We start from the raw sequence: 15,995 nt of genomic DNA, 5'->3' as shown, positions 1-15,995 counted from the left end.
ATCATGGCGCGACTCCCGCACTCAATGCCGACGCGCCCTTTTCCCGGCGCGGGCTTACTTTTCGAGGAAAGATTTTTGGATACGTTGCTGCAATTCCTGGGACTCATCCTTCACATCGACAAATCGCTGGGTGTCTTCATCCAGAATTACGGCGCCTGGGTCTACGCGGTGTTGTTCCTGATCGTGTTCTGCGAAACAGGGCTCGTCGTGTTCCCGTTTCTGCCGGGCGATTCGCTGCTGTTCATCGGCGGTGCGTTCGCGGCGTCGCACGAGATGGACTTGTTCGCGCTGATCGCGCTGCTGCTGATCGCGGCGGTGACGGGCAACACGGTGAACTACTGGATCGGCCGCGCCATCGGGCCCAAGGTGTTCGACACGAACATTCCCGTGCTCGAACGTTTTCTCGACCGCGCCGCGCTCCAGAAAACGCATAACTTCTACGAGAAGCACGGCGGCAAGACCATCGTGATCGCGCGCTTCGTGCCGGTCGTGCGGACCTTCGCGCCATTCGTCGCGGGCGTGTCGTCGATGAGCCACGGGCGCTTCCAGCTCTTCAATATTCTGGGCGCGCTCATCTGGGTGCTGCTGCTCGTGTTGCTCGGCTATTTCTTCGGCAACATTCCGTTCATCAAGCAGTATCTGAACGTGATCGTGCTGGTGGGGATCGGCGCGGCTGTCGTGCCGGTGGCGATCGGCGCGCTGTGGAAGATGAGCCGCCGCAATTCGAAGGCGTGAGGAAGAAGGATGCCGCGAGGCCGTCGAATGCCGGCCTCGCGGGTGCCTGAAGCGGCTTTAGCCGCGGCGGAACAGCCGGATGACGAACAGCAGCACGACCGCGCCGATCACCGCCGTGATCAACGTGCCGAAGACGCCGGCGCCGAGCGAGACGCCGAGCTTGCCGAAGATCCATCCGCCGATCACGCCGCCGACGATGCCGACGAGAATGTCGACGAGCACGCCGAAGCCGCTGCCGTTCATGATGAGACCGGCGAGCCAGCCGGCCACACCGCCGATGATCAGGCTGTAGATGATTTCCATGCGTTGAGACTCCTGTCGGATTGGGGGATGCGGGACGCAGGCAGAACCTGTATCCGGGCGCGGGGCAATGTAGCGGAAATGACTGCGGCGGGGGACTGCGAAGTGTCAAGGATTGTCAATGCAGTCTTGCTGCCACGGTCCGGACGACAGACGGCGCGTGGCCGCGGCGGTTTACGTCAAAAATTTAGAATGCCAAAGGGTTGGGTCGGCCATTTCGCGAAGTGTGTCGTTTAGATCACTGAGACGAATTTGTTTCTGTAATGTTTTATGCTGGCGGGATTGTGTTTCTTCAGAATTTGAGATTGAAGTGGCGTGAGCGGGCGCGCGTGGTATCGGCGGTATCGATCGCGCTCGCATGCGTGGCGTCGCTGTCCGGCTGTGGCATCCTCCGATGCGGCGGCGCGACTATTTACGGCGTGGCAGTCAACGTTTGCGCCTAGAGAAGACGCCGCGTGGGGGTCGCGCGGCTGACAAGTTGAAAAAGTTCAAGACAACGAGCATGAGAAAGCTGCTGGTGATGCACAAGAAAGGTTTCGGATCGAACTCGCGCGGGGCGATCGCGGGCATGGCGCTCGTGACGGGCATCGTCGCGGCGCTGGCGGGATGTACATCGACGCCGCGCACGCCTGCGCCCATCGTCGAGAATTCGGCGTTGAGCGCGCCGCCGGTCATTCAGAGCGCGTCGCCGGGCGTGACGCCCGCGCCCGTCGTGCCGCTCGGACCGGCCGTGGCCGCGCCGGTCGAGCCGGGCTTTTATCGCGTGAAACCGGGCGATACGCTCTACGCCATTTCGCGCACCTTCAAGCAGAAGCCCGACGATCTGGCCAAGTGGAACACGCTGCCAGAAAGCAGGCAGGTCAACGTCGGACAGGTGTTGCGTGTGGTGCCGCCGGGCGCAAGTGCCGCGACGAGCGGACCGAAGATCGCGCAGCCGCCGCTTCTGCCGACGCCGGAGAAATCCGTCGCGCAAAAGCCCGCGACTGAAAAGCCTGCCGCAGCGAGCGAAGAGCATCAGGCCGCGGTCAGCGCGACCGCGCCCAAGGGCACGTTCGTCTGGCCCGCGCACGGCGATGTCGTGCGCAAATTCGGCGCGAGCGGCAACAAGGGCATCGATATCGAAGGCAAGGTCGGGCAGCCGGTCAAGGCGGCGGCGTCGGGCAAGGTCGTGTATGCGGGCAGCGGGCTGCGTACCTACGGGCGCATGATCATCGTCAAGCACAGCAACGATTATCTGACCGCGTACGCGTACAACGAGAAACTGCTCGTGAAGGAAGGCGATACCGTCAAGCAAGGCGCCACCATCGCGGACATGGGCACCGGACCGAGCGGCACGCCGGAGCTGCATTTCGAAGTGAGAAAGTCGGGAACCGCGGTCGATCCGGTGCCGCTGCTCGGCGCGGCGGGCGGCTGATTCGGCGCGGGCAAGAAGGGAGTCGAAGGTGAAGAAGATCGTGATCGCCGCGCTGGCCGTGGCGTCGTTGACATCGCTGCTATCGGGCTGCGATCAGCAGCAGAGCGAGGAAGGGTTGAACAAGCTCAAGGCATTTTTCAATGCAGTGAAGCCGGACAATCTGCTGCTCAAGAATCTGCAGCCCGGCGTCACGACCGAGGCGCAGATTCGCGATCAGATGGGCGAGCCCGAAACCGAGCGCACGTTCACCGACGGCAGCAAGCGCTTCGAGTATCCGCGCGGGCCGGCAGGCACGAACACCTATATGGTCGATCTGGATGCGAACGGCCTGTTCGTCTCCGTGACGCAGGTGCTGACCGCCGCGAACTTCGCGAAGGTGCGCCCCGGCATGACGATGGACGAAGTGCGCAGACTGCTCGGCAAGCCGACCGAGATCGCGGAGTATCGCCTGAAGAAGGAGCGCGTCTGGAGCTGGCACTGGCTCGAAGACGGCGTGAATCAGGACGCCATGTTCAACGCCCATTTCGGGCCGGACGGCACCGTAGTGACAACCTCGCGTTCCGAAGCGATCCGCGGCGGCCAGCGCTGATTTCAGGGCATGACAACGATGAGCGATTCGAGCGGTTCGACTATCTGCGGCACGCGCCTTCGTCTGATGGACGAAGCGTCGCGCTATCGCGAGCAGGCGCTGCTGGACGGCGGCGCGAAGGCATTTGCGGGCTGGGACTGCGATCGCGGGCATCGATGGGACAGCTCCCTCGACGTCGCGCAGAACGTGCGCTGTCTGAATTGCGCGTCCGAGCGGCGCACGCTGGAGACGAAGCGTCTGCACGAAGTCGCGGAAGTCCGCGGCGGAAGGCTGCTCTCGCGCCGCTATGTCGATGCCGCGACGCCGTTGAGCTGGCAGTGCGCGTACGGCCACATGTGGGACGCACGCCCCGACGTGGTGTCGCGCTACTGGTGCGGCGAATGCGCGCGGACCCTTTTCGCCTGCATCCGCTGATCCGGTTTCGAAGCAGGAAGACATCGAAGCACCAAAGAAAAAGCCGGCGCATGCCGGCTTTTGAGCTTCATTGTCGGGGCGCTGGCCTCCTTCGCCTGCGACTCGCCGTGCCGTTGCCAAAAGCGCGCGCTTTGCTTTCTTATTCTTGCGCTTTGCTTTTAACCACGACCCGATCGAGTGCCGCCCATCCTGTTTGTCGGTCTCTCAGCGCGTTCTACTGCTTCCCCCCGTGCGCTGGAATAAGTATTGCGAATAGCCATTCCTAAGAATGTACGCTCGCAAACACATTCGCAAAATGATAAGCACACGCGGGAAAGTCCCGACCCGCGAAGCGATTTTTCAGCCTGCCGACGACACCGTTTCCGCTTGTCCGATGCCCGAACGCATGTTCGCCGCGACGAGCGATTGTGTGACCATGCGCGCTTCGGCCTGCGCGATATGTTCGAGCGTCGCGTCTTCCAGTTGCGCCTCGAAAATGGCGAGCGCCGTGCACAGGCGCGCGTGCTGATCGGCGTCGAGCGTCCAGACGGCTTGCGCCGAATGACGCTCGTCCAGTTCGACGAGCGCTTCATGCGCGAGGGTGATGTCGTCCTCGAATTCCGGCGCGTGGCCGAGCTGGCACAACTCCTCCGCGACCAGCATGTGACGGCACAGCGTCATGAAGAGCGCATGCGTGCCTTGTCCGCGATGAAACGCGTCGAGCGCCACGTAGCAACGCAGCAACATGGCGTCGATCATCGGTTCGCGTGCGGCGCGGCTGTAGGTCAGCGCGCGCAGCAAGGGCGACATCGCGGGGCGGGCGGATTTCATGTTCGTCGATTTCTTCTTCACGGCAGGGTTCCCGAAAGAGGTGTTCGCGTGGGCCGAGGCAGTCGCTCGCGCCGGGACGCTGAATGCGTTGGATGCGTTTGACGTTGAAAGCATCATCGCATTGAAAAATTAGGTGTTTCTTAAGACGCGCGGCCGGGTGCTCACGCGGGCGTCAACGTTTCGCCGGCGACGTGCACCTTCTGGCCGACCGCCACGCCCGGCGCGGCGTCGTAGTTGAAGCTGCGCACGCTGCCGTCGCTCATGCGGACCTGCACCTGATAGGTCGTCGTCTTGTGGACGACGTGCTCGATCTGATTGCCCGCGAGGCCGCCGCCGATCGCACCGATGATCGTCGCCGCCGTGCGTCCGCGGCCGTTGCCGATCTGCGTGCCCGCGAGTCCGCCAACCACCGCGCCGCCGATCGCGCCGAGGCCGGTCGTCGGCTGCGCGGTCTGCACGGCGTTGACGGCGGTCACTTCGCCCGCGTACGGATCGTAGGCGGGCGCGGGCGGCTGCGCGTACGACGTGTTTTCCGGCGCCGATGCAGACCTGCGCACCGGCGTCGGATGATGCCCGCGCACCGCGCGCGGCAGCGATGCGGCCTGCGGCGTCACCGGCTGCGACGCCTGCGCGACCGTCGTGGGCCGGGCCGTTTGCGCATCGACGAGCGGCGAGGCGGTGACCGTCGTGGCCGTTGCCTTCGACGACGGCAGCAGGCCTGTCATCGCGGCGACGCCGGTTCCGCACGCGAGGATGACCGACACGGCGGCGGCCGCGACGAGCGGATGGATGCGGGACGGCTTCGATTGAATCTCGGATGCGGCGTTCATGGCAGCGACTCCTGTGGGTGCCTGCCAGCTATAACGCCGCGCGACGACGGCGGTGGACGCGCGAGCTGTGACATTTGTAAGTAAACGTCGCAGCGCGCGGACATGTGATGCCGCCTAGGGTGAATACATATGTTGCGTTATTTTTGTCGATGGCAACATATGTATCAATTCATTTGAAAAGAGACCGCCATGAAATTCACGTTGCTGCTTGCATCGACTGTTGCGTTATCGCTTGTCACGGGCATGAGCTACGGCCAGAACGGCCCGTCGACGCTCGCCAAGGTTCAGAGCGTCAACCTGATCGCGATCGGGCATCGCGAGACGTCCGTGCCGTTCTCGTATGTCGATGCGAACAACGACGTCATCGGCTTTTCGCAGGACTTGTGCAACAAGGTGATCGATGCGGTCAAGGCAAAGACGGAGCATCCGGATTTGCGCGTGCGCTTCATTCCGGTGACGTCGCAAAATCGGATTTCGCTCGTGCAGAACGGCACGGTCGATCTGGAATGCGGCGTGACGACGAATCTCACGTCGCGGCAGAATCAGGTCGCGTTTTCGGACACGTTCTTCGTCGCGACGACGCGTCTGCTGACGAAGAAGGATTCCGGCATCAAGGACTTTCCCGATCTCGCGGGCAAGACCGTCGTGACGAATCAGGGCACGACGTCCGAGCGCATTCTTCGCAAAATGAACGAAGAGAAGAAGATGAACATGAGCATCATCAGCGCGAAGGATTACGGGGAAGGGCGCGCGACGCTCGAAACCGGCCGCGCGGTGGCTTACATGATGGACGACGTGCTGCTCGCGGGCACGCGCTCGCTGACGCAGAAGCCGTCCGACTGGGTGCTCGTCGGCACGCCGCAGTCGTCGGAAGCGTATGGATTCATGATGCGCCGCGACGATCCCGAGTTCAAAAAGCTCGTCGACGACGCCATGAGTCAAGTGATGAAAAGCCCCGAAATCAAGACGATGTACGACAAGTGGTTCATGAAGCCGGTGCCGCCGAAGAACATCAACTTCGATTTCCCGATGAGCGAGACGATGCAAAAGCTCTACGCCGAACCGAACGACAAGGCGTTCGAATAACGCTTCATCGGGTTCGTGTCATTCCGCGAAGGGCAGATCCGTTTGCCCTTCGGCGCGCATGCCGAAGGTGTTGAGCGTCATCGCGACGAGTGCGTAATAGCCCAGCAAGCCGACGAGATTCACCACGACCGTATGGCCGAAGCGCGCGACGGCGGAGTTATAAGTCGCATCGCTCACGCGCTTCGTGTCGTAAAGCTCGGTGGCGAAGTCGAAGATGAGCTTGTCGTCGGCATCGGCGAAAGTCGGCGTGTTGCCCGTGCGCAGCGCTTCGGTGAGATCGGAGGGCAGACCGGCATCGAGCGCGATCGGATGATGAATGTGCCATTCCGCCTGCGAGCGCCAGCGCGCCGCGGTGACGAGAATCGCGAGCTCGGACAGGCGCAGCGGCAGGCCGGTGTTGTAGCGGCAGAACGCGCCGAGTTTCTGCGCGTGCTGCGCAAGTTCCGGACTGAAAATCCAGCCGAGGAACGGCCCGTTGAGATTGCCGCGCGGGCCGCTCAGGATGTCGTGCAGAACGGCTTTCTGTTCGTCGGATGCAGTGGCGATCTGGAAGTCGGGAAGGCGCTTGTTCATGTTCGTTCTCACTGGATAACGGAAAGTGCGCCGTCGATTGCATCGGAGAGCCGCTCGACGATGGTCTCGATCTGCGCGCTCGTCGTGATGAACGGCGGCGCGATGAGCACGTGATCGCCGATGCGGCCATCGACGGTGCCGCCCATCGGATACACCATGAGGCCGCGTTTCATCGCCTCGCTTTTGATGACGGCGTGCAGTTTGTGCTTCGGATCGAACGGCGTTTTGCCCGCGCGATCCTGCACCAGTTCGACGCCGGTGAAGAGGCCGCGGCCGCGCACATCGCCGATGAACGGATGGTTCGCGTGACGCTCGCGCAGCAGCGTGCGCAGTTGTTCGCCGCGCGCCTTCACGTTGTCGAGCAGCTTGTCTTCAGCGATGACCTTCTGCACTTCGAGCGCCGCCGCGCACGCCGTCGCGTGACCGATATACGTGTGACCGTGCTGAAAGAAGCCCGAGCCGCCGACGATCGCATCGAAGATCTCGTTGCTGACGAGCGTTGCGCCGATCGGCTGATAGCCTGCGCCGAGACCCTTCGCGATCGCGAGAATATCGGGCGCGACGCCGTCTTCCTCGCACGCGAACAGATAGCCGGTGCGGCCCATGCCGGACATGACTTCGTCGAGAATCAGCAGCACGCCGTACTTGTCGCAGACCGCGCGAATCTTGCGGAAGTATTCGCGCACCGGCGGCACCGCGCCCGCCGTCGCGCCGACGACCGTTTCCGCGACGAACGCCGCCACCGATTCCGCGCCGAGTTCGAGAATCTTCGCTTCGAGCTCGTCGGCGAGGCGTTGCGCGAAGGCCTCGTCGGTTTCGCCCGCGTGCTGCTCGCGATACGCGAAGCAGGGCGAGACGTGATGCGCTTCGATGAGAATCGGCAGGAACGGTTCGCGACGCCACGCATTGCCGCCGATCGCGAGTGCGCCGAGCGTGTTGCCGTGATAGCTCTGCCGGCGCGCGATGAAATGCCGCCGCGCGGGCTCACCTTTCTCGACGAAATACTGGCGCGCGAGCTTGAGCGCGGCTTCCATCGCTTCCGAGCCGCCGGAGACGAAATAGACGTGACCGAGGTTCTTGGGCGCGGCATCGATGAGCCGGTCGGCGAGTTGCTCGGCGGGCTCGGTTGTGAAGAACGACGTGTGCGCGTACGGCAACTGCTGCACCTGCCGCTGGATGGCGTCGATCACGCGCGGATGGCTGTGTCCGAGACACGACACGGCCGCGCCGCCGCATGCGTCGATATAGCGTTTGCCGGTTGAATCGACGATCTCGATGCCGTCGCCGCGTACCGCGACGGGAAGCTTGGCGCGCGGCGCGCGATGAAATACCGTGGTCATGGTTGTGCCTTTCGAATGCGGAGGCGCGTGCAACACGCGATGTAGCATTCTAGCGCTATAACAACATATGTTGTCAACATCGCGTGTGATGCAACGCTCGACCGGCTTGATCGTCTAGTTTGCCGTGTAGGCGCCTTGCGCGTGCAGGGCGGCTTCGGCCTGCTCCAGATTCGCGACGGCGTCCTTGCCTTCGAGTGCGAGCAGTTGCGCGACGAGCATCTCCGCCAGCGCCGATGCCGCGACGAGCGACGGGAAAAACGACGGCGATTCGTGCGAGAAGATCAGCGTGTGATCCGCGTTCAACGCGATGGGCGAGACGGCGCTATCGGTGAGCGCGATGAGTTTCGCGCCGCGCTCGATCGCCGCCTGCGCGACGCGCACGGCTTCGACGGAATACGGCGCGAAACTGACGACGACCACGGCGTGCTTTTTCTCGATGCCGCGCAGCTGCATTTCCAGCGTGCCCGCTTCGCCGCTGACAAGACTCACCGACGGGCGAAAGAGCCGATAGCCGTAGAGCAGGCTGAACGCCACGGGATAGCACGACCGGAAGCCCGCGACGTGGACATGCGGCGCCTTCTTCAACGTCTTCGCCGCTTCGACGACGCCTTGCGCGTTCTGCGCCAGCGTGAGTTCCAGATTGTGCGATTGCGCTTGCGCGAGATCGCGGCTCAGATGATCGTCGGCGCCGCCTTTGACGAGCGAGCGGGCGCGCGTCGTCAGCGGTTCGGGGCGTGTGCGCACGCGGCTCACGAAGATCTCGCGCAATTCGTTCCAGCCGGGGAAGCCGAGTTGCTGGGAGAGCCGCACCATCGCGGCGGGCTGGACCTTCGCGCGTTCCGCGACCTTGCGCATCGAGAGGACGGCGACTTCGTCGGGATAGTCGAGCAGGAAGGCGGCGCCGGCCTGGAACTGCGGGCTCAGGTCGGGGAATCGCTCGCGGATGGTCGCGGCGAGTTGGTCGAAGGTGGACACGTTCTGGATGCTTGAGGGAGCGGACGCGCTATTTAAGCATGAGCGCGACGCGGAAAGGCGGGGGCCGTGCGGAAAACAAAAAAGCCGCTGTCCTTGTGGAACAGCGGCTTTTTCTTGAAGCTGGTGGCGAATCAGGGACTCGAACCCCGGACCTGCGGATTATGATTCCGTCGCTCTAACCGACTGAGCTAATTCGCCGAAAGAAGACGAGATTATGGCGAGCGTCGAAGCGGGTGTCAACCCCTTCTGCGCGATTTATTGAACAAATCGCGCAGAAGCCCGTCGATTAATCCTCGTGGTACACGTTCGACTTGCGCGTGTCCTTCACGAACAGCATGCCGATCACGAAAGTGATCAAAGCGATCACGATCGGATACCACAAGCCCGAGTAAATATCGCCCCTGGCCGCGACGATCGCGAAGGCCGTCGCCGGCAGGAAGCCGCCGAACCAGCCATTGCCGATGTGATACGGCAGCGACATCGACGTATAGCGGATGCGCGCCGGGAACATCTCCACCAGCATCGCCGCGATCGGGCCGTAGACCATCGTCACGAAGATCACGAGGATCGTCAGCACCACGATCGCCATCGGCCAGTTGATCAGCGCCGGATCGGCCTTCGCCGGATAGCCCGCGCTCTTCAGCGTGCCGGCGAGCGTCTTGTCGAACGCCGCGCCCTGCGCCTTCGCATCGGTGGCCTTGCCGTCGTACGTGTTCACCACCGTTTCGCCGACCTTGATCTGCGCGAGCGTGCCCGCCGGCGCCGCCACGTTCTCATAGTTCAGACCGGCCTTCGACAGCGCGCTCTTCGCGATATCGCACGAGCTCGTGAACTTCGACGTGCCCACCGGATTGAACTGGAACGAGCACTCGTCCGGATTGGCGATGACGACGATGGGCGACTTCTGCGTCGCGGCTTCGAGCGTCGGGTTCGTGTAGTGCGCGAGCGCCTTGAAGAGCGGGAAGAAGCTCAACGCGGCGATCAGGCAACCTGCCATGATGATCGGCTTGCGCCCGATCCGATCCGACAGCGACCCGAAGAACACGAAGAACGGCGTGCCGATCAGAAGCGCCACCGCGACCATGATGTTCGCGCTGGTGCCATCGACCTTCAACGTCTGCGTGAGGAAGAAGAGCGAGTAGAACTGGCCCGTGTACCACACGACCGCCTGACCCGCCGTCAGACCGAAGAGCGCGAGCAGCACGATCTTCAGGTTCTTCCACTCGCCGAACGCCTCCGTGAGCGGCGCCTTCGAAGTCTTGCCCTCGGCCTTGATGCGCTCGAACACCGGCGATTCATGCAGCTTCATCCGGATCCACACGGACACGGCGAGCAGCAGGATCGACACGAGGAACGGAATGCGCCACGCCCATGCGCCGAACTGTTCTTCGCCGACGGCCGTGCGCACCGCGAGAATCACGATCAGCGAGATGAAGAGGCCGAGCGTCGCCGTCGTCTGGATCCACGCCGTCCACGCGCCGCGCTTGTTCGAAGGCGCGTGTTCCGCCACGTACGTCGCCGCGCCGCCGTACTCGCCGCCGAGCGCGAGCCCTTGCAAGAGCCGCATCGCGATGAAGATGACCGGCGCCGCGATGCCGATCGACGCATAGCCCGGCAGGAAGCCGATCAGGAACGTCGACAGACCCATGATGACGATGGTTACAAGGAACGTGTACTTGCGCCCGACCATGTCGCCGAGCCGCCCGAACACGATCGCGCCGAACGGACGCACCGCGAAGCCCGCCGCGAAGCCGAGCAGGGTGAAGATGAAGCCGGCCGTCGGATTGACGCCCGAGAAGAACGTCTTGCTGATATAGACGGCGAGCGAGCCCGCCAGATAGAAGTCATACCATTCGAACACCGTCCCGAGCGACGAGGCGAAGATGACCTTCTTCTCCTCCGCCGTCATCGGTGCGTGTGACACGCGACCTTCGACCGTAGCCATGCATCGTCTCCTGTTTTGATTATCGATTACATCGGTCCGCGATAAGGGCGGCTCCGGTGCAAAGGATTATTGGAACGAAAACTTACGGCGTTCTGACGCGGCGTATCCGGGCTCGTTCAGCGTGCGAAAACGGGATTTGCGCGGAATTGACAGATATGTGAAGCGAACGATCGTTTAAGTTCTTCTATTCTCTTTCTTCTCGCGCCCGAAATGCGAATCTGAAGCGTCCGCGCTCAGGGTTTGTCCCGGGCAGGAAAAACCCGCTGCAGGCTGACCCTGACGAGCGTCCCGGCGAGTCGCGGGCTTTCCTGATACACATGATCCTCGATGGCGAGCGCGCCGCCATGCATCGCCGCGATCTCCTTGACGATGGCAAGGCCGAGCCCGCTGCCGTCGCCATCGCGTCCGAGAATGCGATAAAAGCGCTCGACCACGCGCCCGCGTTCCGCCGCCGGAATGCCGAGCCCCGTGTCCTCGACTTCGAGATGCACGAGATCGAGATTGTTGTCGTCGGTCCGCACGCGCACCGTGATGCGCCCGCCCGCCGGCGTGTAGCGGATCGCGTTGTCGATCAGGTTCGAGAGCATCTCGCGCAGCATCACGACGTTGCCTTCCACTTCGACCGGAAACGGCGGCTCTTCATAGCCGAGGTCCATGCGTTTCGCGAGCGCGGCCTGCACCCAGTCGCGCACCGCGAGCCGCGCGAGATCGGTCAGCACGATGCGCGTGAATATCTGTCCCGTCGCGCGATTCTCGGCGCGCGCGAGCGCGAGCAGTTGCGTGACGAGGCGCGCGGCGTGTTCCGAGCTCATCGCGATCTGTTCGAGCGAGCGCTGCACTTCCGTCGATACATCCTGGCGCATCGCCAGTTCCGCCTGCATGCGCAGGCCCGCGAGCGGCGTCTTCATCTGATGCGCGGCATCGGCGATGAAACGCTTCTGGAACTCCATGTTCTGTTCGAGTCGCGTGAGCAGATCGTTGAACGACGCGACGAGCGGCGCGATCTCCGGCGGCGCGCTGCCCGCCTGGAGCGGCGAGAGATCGTCGGGGCGGCGCGCGCGGATGTTCGACTGCAGCGCGTGCAGCGGCGCGAGCCCGCGCGACAGCCCGAACCACACGAGGATGATCGCGAGCGGCAGGATCACGAACTGCGGCAGGATCACGCCCTTGATGATGTCGTTGGCGAGCTGGCTGCGTTTGTCGAGCGTTTCGGCGACCTGCACGAGCACCGGCTGCGTGCTGTGCGGATCGCGTCCGGGCGCAAGGCCGGGCAGATCGACCGTGGTATACGCGACGCGGATGTCGTTGCCGCGCAGCACATCGTCGCGAAACTCGACGATGCCCGGCTGCGGCCGGTCGTCGTCGTGCGGCAGCGGCATGTCGCGGTCGCCGCCGACGAGCTCGCCGCGCGTGCCGAGCACCTGAAAGAACACGCTGTCGACGTTGTCGGCGCGCAGGAAATCGCGTGTCGCGTCGGGCAGACGCAGCTCCGCGACGCCGTTGACCGGCTGAATCTGGCGCGCGAGCACGTAGGCGTCGGCTTCGAGCGCGCGGTCGAACGGCCCGTTCGCGATCGACTTCGCGACGAGATACGTCACCGCGATGCTCATCGGCCAGAGCAGCAGGAGCGGCGCGAGCATCCAGTCGAGAATCTCGCCGAAGAGCGAGCGCGGATGCGTTTCGGTGTCGGGCTCGAGTTCGTCGGGCGGGGCGAACGGATTGGCGTAGCGCGCGTCGCGCCGGGCGTCGGAATCGTCGTCCGCTTCCGCATTTCTCCGGGTTTCGTTGGAAACGGGCGACGCCATGCGGCCTACTTATATTGATGGCCGGCGGATTCGCCGGCATGCGGCGGACTCGCGCCATTGCCCGCGGCGGCGGCTTTCTCCAGCGTGTAACCGAGACCGCGTACCGTGATGATCTTCGCGCCGCTCGGCTCGATCTTCTTGCGCAGCCGATGCACGTAGACCTCGATCGCGTTGTTGCTGACTTCCTCGCCCCACTCGCACAGGTGATTGACGAGCTGCTCCTTCGATACGAGCCGGCCGGTTCGTTGCAGCAGCACTTCGAGCACGCCGAGCTCGCGCGCGGACAAATCGATGACCTGATCGCCGATCGTCGCGATCCGCCCGATCTGATCGAAGGACAGCGAGCCGTGCCTGACCACGGCCGGACCGCCGCCCGCGCCGCGCCGCGTGAGCGCACGCACGCGCGCTTCGAGCTCGTTGAGCGCGAAGGGCTTGGCCATATAGTCATCCGCGCCGAGGTCGAGACCTTTCACGCGTTCGTCGACGGAATCGGCGGCGGTGAGGATCAGCACGGGCATCTGCGAATTGCGCGCGCGCAGGCGGCGCAGCACCTCCAGACCGGACATGAGCGGCAGGCCGAGGTCGAGGATCAGCAGGTCGAAAGTCTGCAGGGAAAGGGCGGTATCCGCCTCGACACCATGCTTCACATGGTCGACGGCGTATCCCGATTGGCGGAGTGATCGGACGAGGCCGTCCGCGAGTATGCTGTCGTCTTCGGCAATGAGGATTCGCATCGTCGTGTGCGCCTGTGTACGCCATGCATGCGCGATGAAGCGCATCGGCATTGCCGGCACCGTGTGTCGCCCGGCGCGGCGGTCTCCAAGGTGTGCGTGGTTTTTGCGTGTTTCGTGCGGCGTGGAAAAAAAGCTGCGCCCACGCGCAACGTACTTGCAAAAACTACTGTTTTTTTATACAGTGTCTGCGTGAGTGGAAAGGGTGGTTTCGTATGCTTGATCGAGCAGCGGAAAAGCCCGTGAACACTGCCTCAGACGCCGTTCATCATAGCAAAGGACGATTCATGGAAGAAAGCAAGAAAGGCCCGGCTGGCATGACTGCGGAAAAGAGCAAGGCCCTGGCCGCCGCGCTCTCGCAGATCGAAAAGCAATTCGGCAAAGGGTCGATCATGCGGCTCGGCGCAGGTGAGGCGGTCGAAGACATTCAGGTGGTGTCCACCGGTTCGCTCGGTCTGGACATCGCGCTCGGCGTCGGCGGTCTGCCGCGCGGCCGTGTCGTGGAAATCTACGGCCCGGAGTCGTCGGGCAAGACCACGCTTACGTTGCAGGTGATCGCGGAGATGCAGAAGCTCGGCGGCACGGCGGCGTTCATCGACGCGGAACACGCGCTCGACGTGCAGTACGCGGGCAAGCTCGGTGTGAACATACCCGAACTGCTGATCTCGCAGCCGGACACGGGCGAGCAGGCGCTCGAAATCGCGGATGCGCTGGTGCGCTCCGGCTCCATCGACATGATCGTCATCGACTCGGTCGCGGCGCTCGTGCCGAAGGCGGAAATCGAAGGCGAAATGGGCGACTCGCTGCCGGGTCTGCAAGCGCGTCTGATGTCGCAGGCGCTGCGCAAGCTCACCGGCACCATCAAGCGCACGAACTGCCTCGTCATCTTCATCAACCAGATCCGCATGAAGATCGGCGTGATGTTCGGCAACCCGGAAACCACCACGGGCGGTAACGCGCTGAAGTTCTATTCGTCGGTGCGTCTGGATATTCGCCGTATCGGCTCGATCAAGAAGAACGACGAAGTCATCGGCAACGAAACGCGCGTGAAGGTCGTGAAGAACAAGGTGTCGCCGCCGTTCCGCGAAGCCATCTTCGACATCCTGTACGGCGAAGGCATTTCGCGTCAGGGGGAAATCATCGATCTGGGCGTGCAGGCCAAGCTGGTCGACAAGGCCGGCGCCTGGTACAGCTACAACGGCGATCGCATCGGCCAGGGCAAGGACAACGCGCGCGAATTCCTGCGCGAGAATCCGGACATCGCGCGCGAGATCGAGAACAAGATCCGCGAATCGCTGGGCGTGGCGGCAATGGGCGAAGCGGTTGTCGCGGGCGCTGCAACGGCCGACGACGAGTAAGCATCGAGCCTGAAGGAAGATGCAGAAGCGCCGGTTCGGTTCGAAGACAGACACGGCGGATGAAGGAACCGGCGACGGTTCCGAATCCGTCGATCGCTACGAACGAAGCAGCGAGCGGCGCGGTGCGTCTTCGAAATCGGGCGGCTTCAAGCGCAGCAACAAGGAACGCGCCGGCGCGAAATCATTCGCGCCGGCGCGTCGCGTTTTCGAGCCGGCCAAAGACGCTGAACGCAGCGTCGGCGCGGGTGATCGTGCCGCGCGACTCGAACAAGCTCGCGCGTTGATGCGGCAAGCGACGGAACAGCCAAAGGCGTCTCCCGCTGATCGCGCGCCGGAAGCTTCAGATTCCTTCGCCAATCCATTCGAAGACGCCGATCCATTCGAGCCCTTCGAGCAATGTGCGCCTTCCGAAGCGCCGCCCGCCGAGTCCGCCGAATTCGGCGATTCCGTCTATAGCCGCTCCAGCCAGCGCGCGCGCAAGACATCGGCGAGTGAAGCCAACAATCCCAAACGTCCGCAACGCTCCTTGAAGGGCCGCGCGCTCGCGTTCCTGTCGCGTCGCGAATACAGCCGCGCGGAGTTGTCGCGCAAGCTGCGTCCGTATGTCGAGGAAGCCGATTCGCTCGAATCGCTGCTCGACAGTCTCGAGCGCGATGGCTGGCTGTCGAACGAGCGCTTCGTCGAGAGCGTCGTGCATCGGCGGGCGTCGCGCATGGGCGGCAGCCGGATCATTAGCGAACTGAAGCGTCACGCCGTCGGCGATACGCTCATCAGCGAAACCGCCGACAAGCTCGCGCAGTCCGAAACCGCGCGCGCCCATGCCGTGTGGGAGAAGAAATACGGTGTGGTGCCCGAGACGCCGGCCGAGCGTGCCAAGCAGGCGCGCTTCCTGGCGGCGCGGGGATTTTCGAGCGGCACGATCGGCAAGATCCTGAAGGGCGGCGACGAAGACTGGGCCGAAGAAATCGTCGACGACTGAGCGCCGCGCGCGTTCGATCCGCACGCACGTTCCATTCGTCAGGCGCATGCGCGGCTCGAAATACCCAATATGCTAAAATTCCACGGTTTTCCCCGTACCGGCTCACTCCAG

The 15,995-nt window shown here is 63.4% G+C and carries 17 protein-coding genes and 1 tRNA gene; 8 read left to right on the top strand and 10 right to left on the bottom strand.

The window, feature by feature from the left end:
• The first annotated feature begins 75 nt into the window (after positions 1-75).
• A complete protein-coding gene (locus tag AWB76_RS17535; protein ID WP_061161522.1) occupies positions 76-735 on the top strand; it encodes a DedA family protein in 660 nt (219 codons plus the stop codon).
• Between the two features lie 57 nt (positions 736-792).
• On the opposite strand, the gene AWB76_RS17530 is transcribed toward AWB76_RS17535, so the two are convergent.
• Entirely contained in the window at positions 793-1,038 is a 246-nt protein-coding gene (locus tag AWB76_RS17530; protein ID WP_061161406.1) for a GlsB/YeaQ/YmgE family stress response membrane protein, read from the bottom strand.
• A gap of 499 nt (positions 1,039-1,537) precedes the next feature.
• Between AWB76_RS17530 and AWB76_RS17525 the strand changes: the two genes are divergently transcribed.
• From AWB76_RS17525 to AWB76_RS17515, 3 genes are read left to right on the top strand one after another with little or no spacing between them, the layout of a single operon-like run.
• Positions 1,538-2,449 (top strand): peptidoglycan DD-metalloendopeptidase family protein, encoded by a 912-nt coding sequence (locus AWB76_RS17525; protein ID WP_061161405.1) that lies wholly within the window; start codon positions 1,538-1,540, stop codon positions 2,447-2,449.
• A 28-nt stretch (positions 2,450-2,477) separates the two neighbouring features.
• The gene (locus AWB76_RS17520) at positions 2,478-3,038 is read left to right on the top strand and encodes an outer membrane protein assembly factor BamE domain-containing protein (RefSeq protein ID WP_082864460.1); all 561 of its coding nucleotides are present in this window, start codon (positions 2,478-2,480) and stop codon (positions 3,036-3,038) included.
• An 18-nt stretch (positions 3,039-3,056) separates the two neighbouring features.
• Positions 3,057-3,452 carry a hypothetical protein gene (locus AWB76_RS17515; protein ID WP_244173388.1) on the top strand — a complete coding sequence of 132 codons (396 nt, stop codon included), beginning with the start codon at positions 3,057-3,059 and terminating at the stop codon, positions 3,450-3,452.
• A 339-nt stretch (positions 3,453-3,791) separates the two neighbouring features.
• On the opposite strand, the gene AWB76_RS17510 is transcribed toward AWB76_RS17515, so the two are convergent.
• A complete protein-coding gene (locus AWB76_RS17510) occupies positions 3,792-4,283 on the bottom strand; it encodes a hypothetical protein (protein ID WP_082864459.1) in 492 nt (163 codons plus the stop codon).
• On the opposite strand from AWB76_RS17510, the gene AWB76_RS42720 reads away from it, so the two are divergent.
• Positions 4,261-4,395, top strand: coding sequence for a hypothetical protein (locus AWB76_RS42720; RefSeq protein WP_279616423.1), 135 nt, complete (start codon positions 4,261-4,263; stop codon positions 4,393-4,395). The two genes, AWB76_RS17510 and AWB76_RS42720, sit on opposite strands and share 23 nt — an antisense overlap.
• A 28-nt stretch (positions 4,396-4,423) precedes the next feature.
• Here AWB76_RS42720 and AWB76_RS17505 read toward each other — a convergent pair whose 3' ends face one another.
• Positions 4,424-5,092 carry a glycine zipper 2TM domain-containing protein gene (locus AWB76_RS17505; protein ID WP_061161402.1) on the bottom strand — a complete coding sequence of 223 codons (669 nt, stop codon included), beginning with the start codon at positions 5,090-5,092 and terminating at the stop codon, positions 4,424-4,426.
• Between the two features lie 189 nt (positions 5,093-5,281).
• Here AWB76_RS17505 and AWB76_RS17500 point away from each other — a divergent pair, with 189 nt between their 5' ends.
• Positions 5,282-6,178, top strand: coding sequence for a glutamate/aspartate ABC transporter substrate-binding protein (locus AWB76_RS17500; RefSeq protein WP_061161401.1), 897 nt, complete (start codon positions 5,282-5,284; stop codon positions 6,176-6,178).
• Positions 6,179-6,196: 18 nt separating this feature from the next.
• Here the strand turns inward: AWB76_RS17500 and AWB76_RS17495 are convergent, their stop codons facing one another.
• From AWB76_RS17495 to AWB76_RS17465, 7 genes are all read right to left on the bottom strand, one after another.
• On the bottom strand, positions 6,197-6,751 hold the full coding sequence (locus AWB76_RS17495) for a carboxymuconolactone decarboxylase family protein (protein WP_061161400.1): 555 nt from the start codon (positions 6,749-6,751) through the stop codon (positions 6,197-6,199).
• Between the two features lie 8 nt (positions 6,752-6,759).
• Complete coding sequence (locus AWB76_RS17490) at positions 6,760-8,091, bottom strand: aspartate aminotransferase family protein (protein WP_061161399.1); 1,332 nt, start codon at positions 8,089-8,091, stop codon at positions 6,760-6,762.
• 114 nt (positions 8,092-8,205) lie between these two features.
• On the bottom strand, positions 8,206-9,066 hold the full coding sequence (locus AWB76_RS17485) for a MurR/RpiR family transcriptional regulator (RefSeq protein ID WP_061161398.1): 861 nt from the start codon (positions 9,064-9,066) through the stop codon (positions 8,206-8,208).
• A gap of 121 nt (positions 9,067-9,187) precedes the next feature.
• Positions 9,188-9,264: transfer RNA gene (locus AWB76_RS17480), tRNA-Met, on the bottom strand.
• Between the two features lie 88 nt (positions 9,265-9,352).
• Positions 9,353-11,011 carry an MFS transporter gene (locus AWB76_RS17475; RefSeq protein WP_061161397.1) on the bottom strand — a complete coding sequence of 553 codons (1,659 nt, stop codon included), beginning with the start codon at positions 11,009-11,011 and terminating at the stop codon, positions 9,353-9,355.
• Positions 11,012-11,244: 233 nt separating this feature from the next.
• Positions 11,245-12,816, bottom strand: coding sequence for a sensor histidine kinase (locus AWB76_RS17470; protein WP_061161396.1), 1,572 nt, complete (start codon positions 12,814-12,816; stop codon positions 11,245-11,247).
• A 5-nt stretch (positions 12,817-12,821) separates the two neighbouring features.
• Complete coding sequence (locus AWB76_RS17465; RefSeq protein WP_061161520.1) at positions 12,822-13,550, bottom strand: response regulator transcription factor; 729 nt, start codon at positions 13,548-13,550, stop codon at positions 12,822-12,824.
• A gap of 284 nt (positions 13,551-13,834) precedes the next feature.
• On the opposite strand from AWB76_RS17465, the gene recA reads away from it, so the two are divergent.
• Both recA and recX read left to right on the top strand, forming a co-directional pair.
• Positions 13,835-14,905: a recombinase RecA gene (gene recA / locus AWB76_RS17460; RefSeq protein WP_061161395.1), complete on the top strand. Its 1,071-nt coding sequence runs from the start codon at positions 13,835-13,837 to the stop codon at positions 14,903-14,905.
• 19 nt (positions 14,906-14,924) lie between these two features.
• On the top strand, positions 14,925-15,884 hold the full coding sequence (gene recX, locus AWB76_RS17455; RefSeq protein WP_061161394.1) for a recombination regulator RecX: 960 nt from the start codon (positions 14,925-14,927) through the stop codon (positions 15,882-15,884).
• Positions 15,885-15,995: the final 111 nt, after the last annotated feature.

Origin of the sequence: Caballeronia temeraria (assembly GCF_001544795.2) — a bacterium.
Taxonomy (GTDB): domain Bacteria; phylum Pseudomonadota; class Gammaproteobacteria; order Burkholderiales; family Burkholderiaceae; genus Caballeronia; species Caballeronia temeraria.
Note: the sequence above shows the minus strand (reverse complement) of the source record. Positions and strands in the feature narration are given on the sequence as shown.

Coding starts and splice junctions, on each gene's coding strand:
- AWB76_RS17470 (WP_061161396.1), bottom strand. CDS start 12,816: ATGGCGTCGCCCGTTTCCAACGAAACCCGGAGAAATGCGGAAGCGGAC.
- AWB76_RS17525 (WP_061161405.1), top strand. CDS start 1,538: ATGAGAAAGCTGCTGGTGATGCACAAGAAAGGTTTCGGATCGAACTCG.
- AWB76_RS17475 (WP_061161397.1), bottom strand. CDS start 11,011: ATGGCTACGGTCGAAGGTCGCGTGTCACACGCACCGATGACGGCGGAG.
- AWB76_RS17490 (WP_061161399.1), bottom strand. CDS start 8,091: ATGACCACGGTATTTCATCGCGCGCCGCGCGCCAAGCTTCCCGTCGCG.
- AWB76_RS17500 (WP_061161401.1), top strand. CDS start 5,282: ATGAAATTCACGTTGCTGCTTGCATCGACTGTTGCGTTATCGCTTGTC.
- recA (WP_061161395.1), top strand. CDS start 13,835: ATGGAAGAAAGCAAGAAAGGCCCGGCTGGCATGACTGCGGAAAAGAGC.
- AWB76_RS17530 (WP_061161406.1), bottom strand. CDS start 1,038: ATGGAAATCATCTACAGCCTGATCATCGGCGGTGTGGCCGGCTGGCTC.
- AWB76_RS17465 (WP_061161520.1), bottom strand. CDS start 13,550: ATGCGAATCCTCATTGCCGAAGACGACAGCATACTCGCGGACGGCCTC.
- AWB76_RS17495 (WP_061161400.1), bottom strand. CDS start 6,751: ATGAACAAGCGCCTTCCCGACTTCCAGATCGCCACTGCATCCGACGAA.
- AWB76_RS42720 (WP_279616423.1), top strand. CDS start 4,261: ATGTTCGTCGATTTCTTCTTCACGGCAGGGTTCCCGAAAGAGGTGTTC.
- recX (WP_061161394.1), top strand. CDS start 14,925: ATGCAGAAGCGCCGGTTCGGTTCGAAGACAGACACGGCGGATGAAGGA.
- AWB76_RS17505 (WP_061161402.1), bottom strand. CDS start 5,092: ATGAACGCCGCATCCGAGATTCAATCGAAGCCGTCCCGCATCCATCCG.
- AWB76_RS17515 (WP_244173388.1), top strand. CDS start 3,057: ATGAGCGATTCGAGCGGTTCGACTATCTGCGGCACGCGCCTTCGTCTG.